Annotated in this window: 11 protein-coding genes and 1 pseudogene; 5 read left to right on the top strand and 7 right to left on the bottom strand. The window is 68.5% G+C overall.

The window, feature by feature from the left end; genetic code table 11:
* Nucleotides 1–18 precede the first annotated feature (18 nt).
* Both ACIRB7_RS10845 and ACIRB7_RS10850 read right to left on the bottom strand, forming a co-directional pair.
* Nucleotides 19–1,481 (bottom strand): annotated as a pseudogene (locus ACIRB7_RS10845) (hypothetical protein); the annotation flags it as partial.
* Nucleotides 1,482–2,036: 555 nt separating this feature from the next.
* Nucleotides 2,037–3,203 carry a PP2C family protein-serine/threonine phosphatase gene (locus ACIRB7_RS10850; protein ID WP_403595434.1) on the bottom strand — a complete coding sequence of 389 codons (1,167 nt, stop codon included), beginning with the start codon at nt 3,201–3,203 and terminating at the stop codon, nt 2,037–2,039.
* A gap of 101 nt (nt 3,204–3,304) precedes the next feature.
* On the opposite strand from ACIRB7_RS10850, the gene ACIRB7_RS10855 reads away from it, so the two are divergent.
* Nucleotides 3,305–3,805 carry a MarR family transcriptional regulator gene (locus tag ACIRB7_RS10855; RefSeq protein ID WP_403595438.1) on the top strand — a complete coding sequence of 167 codons (501 nt, stop codon included), beginning with the start codon at nt 3,305–3,307 and terminating at the stop codon, nt 3,803–3,805.
* 174 nt (nt 3,806–3,979) lie between these two features.
* Here the strand turns inward: ACIRB7_RS10855 and ACIRB7_RS10860 are convergent, their stop codons facing one another.
* Complete coding sequence (locus tag ACIRB7_RS10860) at nt 3,980–4,492, bottom strand: MarR family winged helix-turn-helix transcriptional regulator (RefSeq protein WP_403595441.1); 513 nt, start codon at nt 4,490–4,492, stop codon at nt 3,980–3,982.
* Nucleotides 4,493–4,636: 144 nt separating this feature from the next.
* Here ACIRB7_RS10860 and ACIRB7_RS10865 point away from each other — a divergent pair, with 144 nt between their 5' ends.
* Both ACIRB7_RS10865 and ACIRB7_RS10870 read left to right on the top strand, forming a co-directional pair.
* On the top strand, nt 4,637–5,539 hold the full coding sequence (locus tag ACIRB7_RS10865; RefSeq protein ID WP_403595444.1) for a PP2C family protein-serine/threonine phosphatase: 903 nt from the start codon (nt 4,637–4,639) through the stop codon (nt 5,537–5,539).
* The gene (locus tag ACIRB7_RS10870) at nt 5,443–5,928 is read left to right on the top strand and encodes a PP2C family protein-serine/threonine phosphatase (protein WP_403596189.1); all 486 of its coding nucleotides are present in this window, start codon (nt 5,443–5,445) and stop codon (nt 5,926–5,928) included. The genes ACIRB7_RS10865 and ACIRB7_RS10870 overlap by 97 nt, the downstream gene beginning before the upstream one ends.
* A gap of 53 nt (nt 5,929–5,981) precedes the next feature.
* On the opposite strand, the gene ACIRB7_RS10875 is transcribed toward ACIRB7_RS10870, so the two are convergent.
* The 3 genes from ACIRB7_RS10875 to ACIRB7_RS10885 are packed head-to-tail and all read right to left on the bottom strand — an operon-like array spanning nt 5,982 to nt 13,043.
* The gene (locus ACIRB7_RS10875; RefSeq protein ID WP_403595446.1) at nt 5,982–6,425 is read right to left on the bottom strand and encodes a DUF6003 family protein; all 444 of its coding nucleotides are present in this window, start codon (nt 6,423–6,425) and stop codon (nt 5,982–5,984) included.
* 40 nt (nt 6,426–6,465) lie between these two features.
* Nucleotides 6,466–8,994 carry a SpoIIE family protein phosphatase gene (locus ACIRB7_RS10880; RefSeq protein ID WP_403595449.1) on the bottom strand — a complete coding sequence of 843 codons (2,529 nt, stop codon included), beginning with the start codon at nt 8,992–8,994 and terminating at the stop codon, nt 6,466–6,468.
* Nucleotides 8,991–13,043, bottom strand: coding sequence for a HAMP domain-containing protein (locus tag ACIRB7_RS10885; protein ID WP_403595452.1), 4,053 nt, complete (start codon nt 13,041–13,043; stop codon nt 8,991–8,993). The genes ACIRB7_RS10880 and ACIRB7_RS10885 overlap by 4 nt, the downstream gene beginning before the upstream one ends.
* Before the next feature lie 164 nt (nt 13,044–13,207).
* On the opposite strand from ACIRB7_RS10885, the gene ACIRB7_RS10890 reads away from it, so the two are divergent.
* Both ACIRB7_RS10890 and ACIRB7_RS10895 read left to right on the top strand, forming a co-directional pair.
* Entirely contained in the window at nt 13,208–13,900 is a 693-nt protein-coding gene (locus ACIRB7_RS10890) for a MarR family winged helix-turn-helix transcriptional regulator (RefSeq protein WP_403595455.1), read from the top strand.
* 332 nt (nt 13,901–14,232) lie between these two features.
* Nucleotides 14,233–15,450: a phosphatidylserine/phosphatidylglycerophosphate/cardiolipin synthase family protein gene (locus ACIRB7_RS10895; protein WP_403595457.1), complete on the top strand. Its 1,218-nt coding sequence runs from the start codon at nt 14,233–14,235 to the stop codon at nt 15,448–15,450.
* Nucleotides 15,451–15,502: 52 nt separating this feature from the next.
* Here ACIRB7_RS10895 and ACIRB7_RS10900 read toward each other — a convergent pair whose 3' ends face one another.
* On the bottom strand, nt 15,503–15,955 hold the full coding sequence (locus tag ACIRB7_RS10900; protein WP_403595460.1) for a hypothetical protein: 453 nt from the start codon (nt 15,953–15,955) through the stop codon (nt 15,503–15,505).
* Between the last annotated feature and the right edge of the window lie 40 nt (nt 15,956–15,995).

Here is a 15,995-nt window from a genome sequence, read left to right on the forward strand (position 1 = left end):
CGCGGCGCCGCCCGCTCGTCAGCGGGACAGTTCCGACGGGCCCGGCTCTCGACCGGGCCCCAATTCCGTCGGTTCCCAGGCTGCCGCGCACAGGGACTCGGCCACAGCAGCCGTGTAGTGGGCGGAGGCGAGCCAGCGGGTGGCGAAGCCGTCGGTTTCGGCGGGGAGGAGGCGCCCGAAGAGGTCGCGATCGTGTTGGGCCGCCGAGTCGCACAGGGCGGTGAGGAGTGCTGCGGCCGTGGGGAGGCCCGCGCGGCGGATGCGGCGGGTCTCGGCGGTGACGTCGCCGAGCATGCCGAGGGCGGCGCGGCCCGCCAGGACCGTCTGTTCGACCCGCTGCTCCAGGAGGTACAGGGGCGCGCTGGACCCGCCGGGCTGTGGCGGGGCGGGGTGGACGGAGGCAGCCGGGTCCGGGAGGTCGGCGCGGCGCAGGCGGTCGAAGCCCAGGTCGATCGTGCCCTCGCCGGCGGGGTGCGCACAGGCGAGGAGGGTGAGCCGGGGGTGAGGGGCGGGCACCATGCGGCCGATGATCCTCAGCCGTGTCCCCGGCGCCGTGGCCAGCAGCATCAGGTTGTCGCGGTGGCCCAGCGCGGGGTCGTCGTCGGCGACGGTGAGGCGGATGGAGATGCCTCCGTCGCACAGGGCGAGCAGGCAGGTGCCGCCCGGCTCCCTCACTGCGCCGAGGAGTTCGACGTCCAGGAAGAGCAGGTCGCTGCCGCCGCCGCCCGGGTCCGTGTAACGGGAGGTGGACCGCAGGGCGCGGGCGGCCTGGACGGACGGCGGTGTCTCCCACAGGGCGGCGAGTGGCGGCTCCGTCCACGCCGCGCCCTTGGCGGTGACGGCCTTGACGCCCTTCCCCGCGCCCAGTCTTCCGTCCGGCGAGACCGTCGCCCCCGAGACCGCGAGACCTGCCTGGCCCAGCTTCCGGTGGGTGTGCGCGCTGTCTCCAGACGTACGGCACGGTCGGCCACGCCCAGCGCGCGCCCGACGCCGCCCGGTGCCACGTCGCCGACCGTGCAGAGGCGGCCGTCGGGTCCGGCGACCCAGGTGCGGACGCCGCCGTGTCCCGAGTCGGTGACCACGGGTTCGGTCAACAGGCCGAACAGGCGCAGCGAGCCGTCCGGGCTGTAGGGACGACGCGCGCGGCCCCGTACGGCGGCCGGTTCCGCACCGGAGGCCGTGCCCACTCGGTGTGCCGTGCTCAGGAGTTCGGCCAGGGCCGTGACGAGGTCGGCGGTGCGGTAGGACGGGTCCCCGGCGCGGGCCGCGCGCAGCAGGGTGACGACGGACAGCGCGGCGCCCGCGGCGCGCGGCAGCTGCCGGAGCCGTGCGGTGTGGGCAGCGAGGAGAAGGGCCGACTGCGTGACGGCGCCGGCCCCGTCGTCGCCGGACTCCAGCACGGGGGCCAGATCCTCGGCTTCGCCTAGCGTGCCGGGCACGCCGGACCACGGGGCGCTCGCCGAGGGCGGTGTGCGTGTAGGTGCGAGCGGTCAGCGCGTCGGCGTCGTCCCGGTCGGTGGTGCCGACCGGGAGGATCGCGCCCGCCTCCAGCAGCGCCGCCGCGCGGGCCTCGGCGGCGGGGGTGGAGGTGCCCTCGCCCCGGGCCTGGGCGGGGAGGAGGACCGTGTCCGCGGCCGTCGTGTTCGTGGGGGTGTCCGTCAGGGAGTGCCTTGCCGTCACACGGGTACGCCAAGAAGGCGTGCCGAAAGCACGCGAAACCCTGTACTTCCCCCCACGAGAAGAGATGTCACAGCGGCCCCAGCGGCCACCGGAGCCGCACACGCTGCCACAGCCAGGGTGGGGCGAGACCGCTCGGCCCGCGATCTCTTCGCACATGCGGGCGATAACAAGCCGAAGATCCGCAGCGCGAGAGGCTCCCCTAAACCGTGTCGTACGGCAACAGTTGCCGTACGACACTCATGGAGAGGGCTGTCGAAGGATGGCTGGAAACGGGCCGTCGTTCCGACCCTGTCCGCGGACGACAACTCTGGTGAGTGACCCCTCTGTTCGCGGTCGCCTCAGGCCGTGCGGCCGCTTCAGGGGCGCCCGTGCCAGTCGAGGCAGACCACCATGGCGTCGTCGTCGGCATCGATGTCCCCCCGATGGCCGGAGAGTTCCTGGAGTACCGCGCGGGGTACCTGCGAGGGCGGGAGGAGGCGCGTGTTGGCCATCGCGCGGACCAGGGCTCGCTCGCTGTAGGGCTCGCCGGCCGGGGATGCCACGTTGTACACGCCGTCACTGACGAAGAGCAGTCGGTCCCCGGGTTCCACCCGGAAGCGCTGCGAGGTGTACATGGTGTCCTCGAACATGCCGAGCGGCAGCTGCGCGTCGAGTTCGATCGGCTCGGCCTTGCCCTGCCTCAGGCGCCACATCCTCGGGGAGCCGGCGTCGATGATCTCGGTTTCACCGGTGGCGAGGTCGAAGCGCAGGAGCAGTACGGAGAGGTGGGCTGCTCCGTGGTAGTGGCCGTAAACGGCCTGGTCGGCCAGGTACGCCTGGTCCGAGAGGGACAGGCCGGCGCGGCGACCGTTCCGGAGAGCGTTGATGGCGAGGTTGGTGAGGAGGGCTGCCTCGATACCTTCACCCATGCCGTTGGTCACGGTGAGAGTGAGATGCCGGGCGGAGGTCGACCAGTCGAAATTGTCCCCGTAGATGGCGTAGGCCGGTTCGAGCTGCGCGCCCAGTTCGTATTCGGGGCGCGAGCAGGAGCGGCCGGGCAGCAGCTGCCATTGCATCTCGGCCGCGAGGGTGAGGCGGTCCGCGCGGCGTGCCTGGAGGTAGACGTCGGTGTCCCGCTCGGCGACCACGATGGCGTGCCCCAGGACTTCCGCGATGTCCTCGAGCTCGTGGGCGGTGGCCGGGTCGTAGGCATCGGCAGGAAGCCCGACGCTGAGGACGCCGATGCGGTCGCCTCGCACGCTGATGGGAAGGTGCGCCGTGACCGCGCCGGTGCGTCTGTCGGTTTCCACGTGCGGTTCCTGCGCGCCGAAGGCTCTGCCGGGAGCACTGGTGTGAACAGGGAGGGGCTCGGCAGTATAGGGGAGCGCGCTGACCGGTTGCAGTATGGTCATCGCGTAGTCGGCCATGAGTAGATCGACGGAATCGGCGGCGTAGAAGGAGGCCAGCGCTTCCTGCACCGCTTCGAGGAGGGCGTGTGGCGCGGCTCTGCGCAGGGCGCGTTCCACTGCCGAGAATCTGTCCAACGTTCGGTTACCACCTGTTCGTAATAGAGAGAAAAAGGAGCGGTTGGTCTCACATGCCTCAGCGACTGACAGGGCCTTTGCGGAGTGTCACAGTTGGGGACATGCATTCCAAAACTTCCCCAGGCGGCGATCGGGATGCTGCCGCGCAGACGACTCGCGAGATCGTCGAGCTGCTCGAAGTGCTCTGGAGTCAGGGCCGGGACGTGACGCAGACGGCCCCGGTGTCGTCGTCACAGCTTCGGGTGCTCTACGCGCTGGACCGCAATCGGGGGATCAACCTACGCACTCTGGGGGAAGTCCTCAGCTCGGCGCCCTCGTCGGTGAGTCGAATGTGTGACCGCCTGCACGCTCTGGGTTTCATCAAGCGCTCCCTCAGTTCGGCCAGTCGCCGCGAGCTCGAGCTGCGTTTGTCGAGCCGAGGGGAAAGCTATCTCAGGGGTTTGAGGGTCCGTCGTGAGAACGCGCTGCTGGAGATCATCACCGAAATGACGGTTGAGGACCAGGTCGCACTCGCAAGGGGCCTGGCCGGCTTCTGCCGCGCCGTCGAGGGCACCGCCCCGGAGAGTGAAGAGCCGGTCGGTAGCGATGTGGAATCGGCCTGACCCGGTCACGGGTCAGGCGAGTCGACCGGTTCACGGCCCTCCCGATTCTGGCTGCCACTGATCGCAGGGCTGCGACGCACTCTGCGTGAAGCCAGATTGTTTCCTGACTCCAAGTTTGTCAAACGGCAAATATTGCCGAACGGCAAGGATACTGGATCTTGCCGCTGGCTCGCCTCACATCCGGCGGGGCACGTTCGTCGGGGGCGGGTGTCGGTCGCGCGTGTTCGTGGCTCGGCGCAACTGATCGCGCACGACCTCCAGTGCATGCCGAACCTCTTCGCTTCCCCATGTGAGGGGAAGCGCTGCCGCAAGCGCCTGCGCGCGTCGGTCTCGTATGCCGACGGCCGCCCGCTCGCCTGCGGGGGTCAGGTTGAGGAGGGTTCTGCGGCGGTCGTCGACGTCGCTCGCGCGTACGAGAAGCCCGGCCGTCTCCAGGCGTCCACACATCCGGCTCATGGTGGCAGGAGTGACGCCGAGGGTTCGGGCGAGATCGCCGGCCGAGAGAGGCGCCCCGGTGGCCAGGGCGGTCAGGGCCCGCATGGCGGGAGTCGTGTCGAATCCGGCGGCCCGGAGCGTGACGTTCTCCGCCAGGGCGACCAGCGCCGCCGCCGTAGCGGCGGAGGTAGCTCCAGCTGAGATCGCCGTTTCATCCTCGTCCGGTTGCGTTCGTGCCTCGCTGTCGTTCATGGCCGTTCTGGTTCGACGCTTGTGTTTCCTGACCTCGTGCCCGCCGACGGGACGCGCATGCCTGCAACCGAAGACTCGGCGGATGTGCACACCCCCCCCAGGCCGGGGGACGACCGTCATCACTCTGCGCTGGAACGCTCAACGGTGAACGCCGCAGCAGCCCCGGGGACACTCCACATCCCCATCGACCACCACAGCGCCGTTCAGGCTGCCGCCGACCAGGCCCGGGCCCTCGCGCGTCAATGCCGTATGCCGGGAGCCCTGCCCGACCAGGCAGCCGTCCTCGCAAGTGAACTCGCCAGCAACATCAGCGGCAACGGCCATGGCCGACTGACTCTCAGCCTGCGCCTGCCGCACCGGAGAGCTTTCACCACCGTGGCGGTGGAACAGCTTCCGCTGCCTGGAGAGACGACCACCGACGGCACCATGGTCTGGCGTATGCCCACCCCGCCGGCAGCTGCCCCCACTCGCAGCTTGCTGCCCTCGCCGGGCGGCCGGTCCCGGAAACCGTCCCCCGACTCCCCGGCGGGTCTCCCGACCGCCGGCGAGACCGACCTGGCTCTGGTCGAAGAGGAACTGCGTGCGGCGCTCGCCAAAGGCGACAGCCTGACCTCCGAGCACCGCAGGCTCAAGCACGAACTGGCAGAGACCAACAGCGGAGTCCTGGCCCTGTACGTACAACTCGAAGAGCGGGACGAAGAGCTGCGCCGCGCCCACGGCCGGACGCTGCGTGCCCTGGAAGACGCCCTACGTCCTCCGCCGCTCCATGTGGACGGCCTCGAGCTGGCGGTTCACTACGCTCCCGCCGGCACCGACGACCCGACCGGCGGAGACCTCTACGACTGGTTCGTCCTGCCCGACGGAACCCTCCACGTCACCATCGTCGACGCCCTCGGCCATGGCATCACAGCACCCGCACCGCACTCACCGTCACTCACGCCATACGAACCCTGGCTCTCGAGGGCCATCCCCTCGACAGCATCGTGGCGCGCTCGGACCACATCCTCGCGCCCTTGGATCAAAACGTCATGGCCACGGTTCTCCTGACACGATTGAACCCGGCGACGGGGGAAGTCAGTCTTGCGAACGGAAGCCATCCACCGGCGCTCCTCGTACGCGCCGCCGGCACGGCCGGCTACCTCGAAGCCCGAGGCCGCGGCATCGGTTACCCCTTGCCCGGCAGCGAACGGGTCATCACCACCACTCTCTGCACCGATGACTTGCTCATCCTCTACACAGACGGCCTCACGGAAAGCCGCAGAGACTCCTACGAGGGGGAAGGCCGCCTGCTGGAATCCGCCCGACGTCACCGGGGGCGACCCACTGATCACATCCCTGCCGCCATCGCCGGCGACATGCTCACCGACGTTCTGCACAAGGACGACACCCTGGCGATCGCCGTACGCTTCCTCTTCCCGCGGTCCGAGCAGGCGTGAACCGAGAACCGCGGAGAACAGCGCATCCACCGGCGCGACGACTCCCCGGGGAGTCACATGGCCAGGCGTCCGATGGCGTGAGGATCGATCCCGGTCAACTGAGCAATGCGCGGCGCGGGGATGCCTGCGGTCAGTGCGCGATGGACGAGTGCTTTCCAGTCCTGAGTGGTCTCCCGGAACCCCAGGAGTTCGCTCTCCATGTCAGTGACGGCCTGAGGGGCGCACTCCTGCTGCACGCGCAGGGTCTCGCTCCCACTCAAGGGAACGGGCAGGCGTTCGGCATCCTCGGGAATGAACGCTTCCGCCTCAGCGGGCAGGATCCGGACCTGTTCCGAGGAAGCCGAAACGCCGTGGGCCTGCAACCATCTGTGTACGGCAGGTGTCCCGGCGCATTCCAGAACGCCGACGGCCGCCAGGGCTGCCCCCAGCCGCGGGTGCCGTTCGGGCAGGAGGAACAGAAGAGCATCATCGGCGATGTCGCGCCATCGCTTTCTCATCGGACAATCGGGGCATTGAAGCCAGCGTTCTCACCAACAGCTACGACACCCGTACGCCGATGAGGCAGGTGTCGTCATCCGTATCGGACTTGCTGTGGGTGAGCAGGTGGTCGAGCCGGCGCTCCAGGGTGTCGGAGGGGGCCTGTGCCGCGGTCAGGAGTTGGTCGAGGGAGTCATGGACCGACGTGTCCCTGCGTTCGACGAGACCGTCCGTGTACATCAGCAGCGTGTCGTCGGGCTCAAGCTGTATCTCCGCCTCCTCGTACTCCATCTCCGCGATCGCACCGAGAAGCATTCCGCCCAGCATCGGAAGAGCCTCGGCCTTCTGCTCCCGTATGAGAATGGGTGGCAGGTGCCCCGCCCTGGCCCAGCGCAGGGTGCGGGTCTGAGGGTCGTAGAGGCCGCAGACAGCAGTGGCCGTCACCTGTTCGGTGAGATGGTGAGCCACGAGGTTCAACCAGGACAGCAACTGCGCGGGTCCGGCTCCGGTCACGGCGAGACCCCGCATGGCGTTGCGCAGAACCACCATTCCCGTCGCCGCGTCGATGCCGTGACCGGCGATGTCTCCGACGCAGAGCAGCACCTTCTTGGACGGCAGCATCACGGCGTCGTACCAGTCGCCACCCACCAGCGAATCCGTCTCGGCAGGCCGGTAGCGTACGGCGACCTGCAGACCTGGCGTGTCCAGGGGACCGCGAGTCGGCGGCATGATCGCATGCTGAAGCTGCAGGGTCATCCGGTCGCGTTCGGCCGACTCCTGTTCGGTGTGCGCGAGTTGGTCACGGGTGGCGGCCAGAGCCACCTCGGTCCAGTGCTGGGAGGAGATGTCCTGGTACGCGCCACGGACGGCAAGGAGTCGTTCATCGTCACTGATGACGGGTTCGGCGATCACTCGGATGTGGCGGGTCACTCCATCGGGCCGCTGCAGGCGGAAGGCCGTCGAGGTTGCCCGGCGGTGATGCAGCACGGCCTGCAGCAACCGGCCGATGGCGACAGCGTCGTCCGGGTGCGCGTGGCCGGCCAGGTCGTGCAGAGGAACGGCCCCGGCGGAGAGAGCGCGACCGTACAGGTCGAACAGTTGTTGATTCCACGTGATCTCGCCGGTCACGAGGTTCTCTTCGAAGCCGCCGATGCGGCCGAGGCGTTGGGCGTGCTGCAGGAGGCTGGCCAGCCGGGCCGTCTCGTCCTCGATGCGCCAGATCAAGAGCACGCCACCGCCGTGCCGGCTGATGCTCAGATCCGCGACCGACGAGAGCGACACCTGGTCGACAAGGGCTGTCAGCGTCACGTGCTGGGCTCGGAACGGCTCGCCCGTGGCATAGACACGCTCGGTTCTCTCGAACAGTTCACTCTCGTCGGCCGCCATGGGGTAGGCCTCAAGCAGCAGAGCCCCGTTGACCACGCTGCGGGCGCGCCCGGCGGGGTCGAGGAAGCGGCTGTTCACATGGCGGATGCGGAAGTCGACGAGGTTGCCGTCGGCGTCGAGGTGCGGGGTGAGCACGAGGGCGGGGTCGTGCAGGCCGTCCGAGAGGTCGATGAGTTCGGACACCGTGGACTCGTCCCCCGCCCCAAGGGGCTCCGCGCCGCCGGGCGGAAGGCTCTCGAGCGTGTGCGCGCACAACTCGGCCAGGGCCTCGAGCTGGCGGGCGATGACGGGGGACTGGGGCGCGAGGGGCTGGGGCCAACAGATCTCCAGCACTCCGTGGACACGTCCTCCGGTCCCGGCCGGCAGGGCGACGCGGCCCCCGTCGGGCGACTGCCGCTGGCCGATGGAGGGTACTCCGGCCTCGCTCAGGGAAGAGCAACGCACGGTACGCCGCTCAATGAGGGCCTGGCGGGCCACGGTGGCGACACCAGGCGGTACATAGCGCCATCGGGCCGCCTCGTCGGGGGCGAACCCGGCATGGGCGCAGAGAGTGAGGGAGGAGTCGGATCCCGCGGTCCAGACGGCGACGGCCGTGGCTCCCAGGGGCGCGAGGGCGTGTTCGAGGAGGGACTCGGCCACCGTCTGGGTGTCGCCGGCGTTCAGTGCGGCGCTCTCGGCCGTACGCAGACGGACGGAGACCGACGGTTCGGTCCGGTCGTCGCTGTCCGTCTCGCGTACCGCATGCCGGACGAAGTCCCCCGCGGCCGCGGCGACCTGGTCGTGCGCGGCCTGGTTGACGATCTCCGCCGCGAACTCCAGCTGGGACATGCCGGTTTGTTCGGCGAGTTCGGCGAGCTGGCGCGCAGCGCTGGCCGGGCCGCACCGCAGCCGCTCGACCATGACGCCCTTGGCGAGTTCGATCAGGGCCCGGCCGTCCGCGGCGGCGTCGGCGGCCCGTATCTCTTCACGCAGGCGCTCGACGGTGGCGGCCAAACGGCCGACAGCGGATGCCCGCTGGTCCGCCTGTGCCTGCCTGTGCGCGATCTCGGGGACGCCGGGCATGTCTCGTTCCGAAGGCATGCCGGGGGTGACGGCGACGGCATCCGCATCGCGTGCCGTCGGCACGAGATGCTGCCCGGCGTGCTGCTGGGGCTGGGACGTTTCGGTGCCGTCTTGCCCGGCCGGGTTGTCCGAGGCGGTCACGACACCACCTGGACGTCATCGAGCTGCGGGCTCAGCCACCGGTGGATGCAGGCGATGAGGTCGTCGGCGTCGACGGGCTTGGTGACGTAGTCGCTGGCGCCGGAGGCCAGGCTCTTCTCCCGGTCCCCGGGCATGGCCTTCGCGGTGACGGTGATGATGGGCAGGTTCACGTGGGCCGGCATCTGACGGATGGTGGCGGTGGCGGCGTAGCCGTCCATCTCGGGCATCATCACGTCCATCAGGATCAGATCGATGTCGGGGTGCGCCGTCAAGGCGTCGATGCCCTTGCGGCCGTTCTCCGCGTGCAGGACCTCGATGCCGTGCAGTTCCAGGATGCCGCTGAGGGCGTAGAGGTTGCGGGCGTCGTCGTCGACCACGAGCACAGTACGGCCGTGCAGGGAGCTGTCCACGGCGCGGGGCGTCTGCTGCCGGGCTTCCTCGCCGCGCAGCAGCGGGACGACGTCTCCAGGCTGGTCGGCGGACAGGTGCAGGGCGATCCGTTCACGCAGTTCGTCGAGGCTGGACAGCAGCTCCAGGGGCCGCTGGCGGGCGCGGGACTCGAGCGTCCTCTCATGCGCCGCGTCGAGGCGACGGTTGTTGTGGGCGAGGACGGGGACGGTCCGCAGCGCGGCGTCGCCGTCCATGGCGTCGAGGAAGTTCAGGGCCTCACTGTTGGCCATGTCGAGCTCGAGAACCACGCAGTGGAATGGAGCGGCGGCGAGTGCTTCCGCGGCTTCCTGCGGTCCGACCGCGGCGACCAGTTCGATGTCGTCGCGGTCCCTGGTGCCGTGCCCGCCGCTCAATTCGGCCACCGCGCTCTCCGCGACCAGCGACAGCAGTCCGCGAGGCCGCTCCTCGATCACCAGCAGTCGGCGCGGCTTGCGGGTTTCGGCGTCGTCGGCCGACTGCCGGGGAATGTCGGAATGTTCTTCGGCGCGCGGGACGACATCGAAGGAATCGCCCTCCTGTGCGCTGGTGATCTGTTCCTGGAAGTCGGCTCGGACGCTGGGCAGGTAGAGGGTGAAGGTGCTGCCCTCGCCGTGGACGCTGTCGACGGTGAGGGCACCACCGAGGAGATGTGCGATCTCCCGGCTGATGGACAGGCCGAGGCCGGTGCCGCCGTACTTGCGGTTGGTGGTGCCGTCCGCCTGCTGGAAGGCGCCGAAGATGGCCTCCAGGTGTTCTGTGGCGATGCCGATGCCGGTGTCCTTGACCCGGAAGGCGACCACCGGGCCGGTGCAGTGCATCGTGGAGGGCCGTTCGTCCTCACCGGCCGAGTCGATGCTCAGTTCCACGCTGCCGCGTTCGGTGAACTTGACGGCGTTGGAGAGCAGGTTGCGCAGTACCTGCCGCAGCCGGGTGTCGTCGGTGACCAGGTCGGCCGGCACACCGGGTGAGGTGGAGATGGTGAATTCGAGGTTCTTCTGCGTGGTGAGGGGGCGGAACGTGGCGTCGACGTAGTCGAGGAGTTGACGTAGCGCGACCCGTTCCGGGTTGAGGTCCATCTTTCCGGCCTCGACCTTGGACAGGTCGAGGATGTCGTTGATCAGCTGGAGGAGGTCGGATCCGGCGGAGTGGATGATGCCGGCGTACTCGACCTGCTTGGCCGTGAGGTTGCGGGTGGGGTTCTGGGCGAGCAGCTGGGCGAGGATCAGCAGGCTGTTGAGCGGGGTGCGCAGCTCGTGGCTCATGTTGGCCAGGAACTCGGACTTGTACTTCGACGCGAGGGAGAGCTGCTGGGCCCGGTCCTCGAGTTCCTGCCGGGCCTGCTCGATCTGCAGGTTCTTGGCTTCGATGTCGCGGTTCTGAGCCGCCAGCAGGGCGGCCTTCTCCTCGAGTTCGGCGTTGGAGCGCTGCAGCTCCTCCTGCTGCACCTGCAGCTGCTCGGAACGCGACCGGAGTTCCCCGGCCAGCCGCTGGGACTCGTCGAGGAGTTCGTCGGTACGGGCGTTGGCGACGATCGTGTTGACGTTGACGCCGACCGTCTCCATGAGCTGTTCGAGGAAGTCTCGGTGGATGGGCGTGAAGGCGGTCAACGAAGCCAGCTCGATGACGCCGAGGACCTGGTCGTCGACGACGATCGGCACGACGATCAGACTGCCCGGCTCCGTAGGCCCGAGTCCGGAACTGATGCAGATGTAGTCGGCCGACACCCCATTCGCCGTGATGGTGCGACGGCTGCGGGCGGCCTGCCCGACGAGGGACTCGCCCAGCCTGAAATGGTCGTGCCCGGTGCTTCCGGCGGGGCGGCCGTAGGAACCGACGCGCCGCAGCGCGGTCCCGTCGGGTCCCTCCTCCGCCAGGTAGAACCCGCCGTACTGGGCGGAGACGAGCGGGGTCAGCTCGTCCATGACGAGCTCGGCGACGACGGCCAGGTCACGGTGGCCCTGCATCAGCCCCGAGATGAGGGCGAGGCTGGACTTGAGCCAGTCCTGCTCCTGGTTGGCCCGGGTCGTCTCGCGCAGCGAGCCGACCATCGCGTTGATGTTGTCCTTGAGCTCGGCGACCTCGCCCGAGGCGTCGACGGTGATCGAGCGGGTCAGGTCGCCCTCGGCGACCGCGCTCGCGACCTCGGCGATGGCACGGACCTGACGGGTGAGGTTCCCGGCGAGTTCGTTGACGTTCTCGGTGAGCCGCTTCCACGTACCGGAGACGCCCTCGACCTCGGCCTGGCCGCCGAGGCGGCCCTCGCTGCCGACCTCCCTCGCGACGCGGGTGACCTCGGCGGCGAACGAGGACAACTGGTCGACCATCGTGTTGATGGTGGTCTTCAGCTCCAGGATCTCGCCCCGGGCGTCGACGTCGATCTTCTTGGACAGATCGCCGTTGGCGACCGCCGTGGTGACCTGGGCGATGTTCCGGACCTGCCCGGTCAGGTTGTTCGCCATGGAGTTGACGTTGTCCGTGAGGTCCTTCCAGGTGCCGGCCACGTTCGGCACCCTCGCCTGGCCACCGAGGCGGCCCTCGGTGCCCACCTCCCGGGCGACCCGGGTCACCTCGTCGGCGAAGGCCGACAGGGTGTCCACCATCGTGTTGATGGTGTCGGCGAGCGCGGCGACCTCGCCCTTGGCCTCCACCGTGATCCTGCGGGAGAGGTCACCGCGGGCCACGGCGGTCGCGACCTGGGCGATCGAACGCACCTGCCCGGTCAGATTGGACGCCATCACATTGACGTTGTCGGTGAGGTCCTTCCAGGTGCCCGAGGCCCCCCGCACGGTGGCCTGGCCGCCCAGGTTGCCCTCGGTGCCGACCTCGCGGGCGACGCGGGTGACCTCGTCGGCGAAGGAGGAGAGCTGGTCGACCATCGTGTTGATGGTCTCCTTGAGCTCCAGGATCTCGCCGCGTGCGGTCACGGTGATCTTCTGTGAGAGATCGCCCTGTGCCACAGCCGTGGTGACCTGCGCGATGTTGCGTACCTGTGAGGTCAGGTTCCCGGCCATGGAGTTGACGGAGTCGGTCAGGTCGCGCCAGGTGCCGGAGACGCCCTTGACGTCGGCCTGGCCGCCGAGGTTGCCCTCGGTGCCGACCTCGCGGGCGACGCGGGTGACCTCGTCGGCGAAGGAGGAGAGCTGGTCGACCATCGTGTTGATGGTCTTCTTCAGCTCCAGGATCTCGCCGCGGGCGTCGACGTCGATCTTCTGTGACAGGTCGCCCTTGGCGACGGCGGTGGCGACCTGGGCGATGTCACGGACCTGTGTGGTGAGGTTGCCGGCCATCGCGTTCACGGAGTCGGTCAGATCCGCCCAGGTACCCGAGACGCCCGGGACCTCCGCCTGGCCACCCAGGGTTCCCTCGGTGCCGACCTCGCGGGCGACCCGGGTCACCTCGGAAGTGAACAGAGACAACTGGTCGACCATGCCGTTGAACACCGTGGCGATCTCACCGAGCAGCCCGTCGGCCTCGTCCGGCAGACGCGTGCCGAAGTCCCCGTCGCGCACGGCGGTGAGCCCGGCGAGCAACTGGCGCAGCTCCGGTTCGCCCACCTTGCCGGCTCCGCGCGCCCGTGTCCGCTGCACCGGACGTGCGTTCTCGACCGTCTGCTCAGTCATGACCATTCCTCGTCGACCTCACCGGGAACCCCGCCGGGAAGCGGGACACCGTCACAGCCCTGGCGGGCCGCCCCCTCGATGCCTTGCCACAAACAAACTGTTGTCGCGCGGCAAATATGTCGCAGAGTACCCCGGCCCGGCATCCCGAGGAAAGCAGCCCCGGGATGAGCGCGATCACCTGCTGGTCGGCGGCAGCGGCCATGACGCTGCGACCGCCCCCATCCTCCGCATCAGGATGCGGGGGATACGGTGGCTTGCTGGTATCGCACGCGGCAACCGCCGTAATTGTTCCCGCCGCCCTGTCGGGCGGCGAATTTGATCCGGAGTCTCTCGCCATGAGCTCAGCCCCGACGCCGCCCCTCCAGCGTTGCCGCCAAGCAGCTCAGGCATCGACTGATGCCATCGAAGCGCTCGAGGCCGTCTGGGAGCGCAGCAGAGACGCGCTGTCCCCAACGGTGTCGACCTCGCAGCTGCGAGCGCTCCATGCGCTCGAACGAGAGGAAGGCATCAACCTGCGCACCCTGGGCGAAGTGCTCGGCTCCGCTTCTCCGTCGATGAGCCGTCTGTGCGACCGGATGAAATCCCTGGGGCTCGTCGAACGCACTCCCAGCCCCGTGAGTCGACGGGAACTGGAGCTGCGGCTGACGGCACAGGGGAAGTTCTACCTTCAAGACCTGCGGAAGCAGCGTGAGCAGGCCCTGACGGAGATGCTCGACGCCATGTCCTTCGCCGAGCGCGAAGAACTGGTAAAAGGCCTCAAAGGCATGAAAAACGCACTCGAGGCAGCAGGGGCGCAAGAGGCAGCAGAGTCGGCGCGGCGATGCGGTCCGCCACTGTCCGCGCCGTACACCGGCTGACCCGCGGAAGCTGCGCCAAGGCTGTCCTCCGGTACGACCTTGCGAGCGGCTAACATTTGCCTGACGGCAACAGTCGGGTCGCCGCGGCGTGCAGTCGATCATCCGTGTGCGCAGCGAGCGGAAGTGTCAGTGAACAGAGAAGAGGCCGCAGCATGCCCGCGAACGAACCCAACCTCGACATCGGAGTCGGAGAAGCCCTCCAGGTCGCAGGTGCAGGCGAGAGAGCTGCGGATCACCTCAGCGACCCGCCGCGGACGGGTCGGTAAAGTCGGCTTGCCCCTACGGTAGCCGGACGTGCTGGGGTGACCTTCCCCCACCGGCCAGGGACAGCCATGACCAGCACACACAGCACGCCGGGCGCGGCCCTTGAGCGCCCCGCCCCACCACATCTCCTGGCCAAGCGGAAACAGCGGATGAGGCGACGCCTGGAGCGCCTGATCGGCATTGCCGCCACGGAAGGAAACGCGCTTCGCCCCCTGCGTAACGGCGATGAGATCTTCGCGGCCATGCTCGACAGCATCCGCACGGCGCAGCACACGGTGGACATGATGACGTTCGTGTACTGGCGAGGAGAGATAGCCCACCAGTTCGCCGAGGCGCTGGCCGACCGCGCCCGCAACGGCGTGCGGGTGAGACTGCTTCTGGACGGCTTCGGCAGCAGACTCATCGAACAGGATCTGCTGGACCTGATGGACCGGGCCGGCGCTGAAGTGGCGTGGTTCCGCAAGCCCCTCTATCTCTCTCCGCTCAAGCAGAACCACCGTTGTCACCGCAAGGCGCTGATAGTGGACGAGACCGTGGCCTACACGGGCGGAGTCGGCATCGCCGAAGAATGGTGCGGCGACGCCCGCAACGAGAAGGAGTGGCGCGACACCCACGTCCAGGTGAGAGGGCCCGCGGTGGATGGCATCGCCGCTGCTTTCGCGCAGAACTGGGCGGAATGCCATGACGTCCTGTTCGACGCCCGTGACCGCTTCACCGACCACGAGCCGCACGGCGACTCCATCGTGCAGGTGGTCCGTGGATCGGCCAGTTTCGGCTGGCAGGACATGCAGACCCTCATCCGCGTCATGCTCGAATCCGCTGAGGAACGATTCCGCCTTGCCACGGCCTACTTCGCCCCTGACGCCTACTTCATCGACCTGTTGTGCGCTACCGCCCGCCGCGGTGTGAAGGTAGAGATCCTTCTCCCCGGCCCGCACACGGACAAGCGGGTCTGCCGACTGGCGGGCCAGCACTATTACGAAGCTCTGCTCGCCTGCGGCGTTCAGATCTTCGAATACCAGCCGACGATGATGCACTCCAAGATCATCACCGTCGACGCGGTGGCAGCATTGGTCGGATCGACCAACTTCAACCGCCGTTCACTCGACCATGACGAAGAGGTCATGCTCGCTGTCCTCGACGAAGACTTCACCGCCGTTCTGGACCGTCACTTCGACGAGGACCTTGACGTCAGTGAACGCATCACGAGAGGGCCGTGGAAGAGACGGTCTGCGTTCCAGCGAATACAGGAGAAGGCGATCACACCTATCCGCCGCTTCCTGTGAGCCTTATGGCAACAGGTTCACCGACGCACCGCGGATCGGCCACCGGCCCTCTCTACTCCAAGGCGGGTACCGGCCCCACGCGAAGGTCGTACCGCTCAGGACCATGACCGTCGGATGCTGGGCAACGCCATCCCCGAACCTGGAACTCCTCGGCGTCGGGAAGAACCAGAACAGGTCCAGGCTCCCTGCCTTCGACGTTGACGAGAACCAGCTCCCGGCCGGGCACCCAGATGCGACACGTGCCGAGCGGGGTGCCGTGGCCTTCGGGCGCTTCCCTCTCCCAGGCGGAAAGCACGACATCGACGCGGGTCGCCGAGGCCAGGGTGGGAACCCCGACAGCCTCTCCATTGCCCTTCATCGAGTCCCCTTCGGGAACCGGGCACACGATCGGCGACCCAGGCATGCTCCCCGAGACCAGCCAGAACTGGCTGTGAGACACGCTCAACACGTCGAACACGACGTGCCAAGGGCTGCGGCCCGGGAACATCCCTGCGCTGAAGATCATCCCATCCTCTTGCCCGCACAAAGGGGCTGCAATCTGTGGT

This window comes from Streptomyces sp. NPDC093795 (genome assembly GCF_044764665.1).
In the GTDB taxonomy this organism is placed as follows: domain Bacteria; phylum Actinomycetota; class Actinomycetes; order Streptomycetales; family Streptomycetaceae; genus Streptomyces.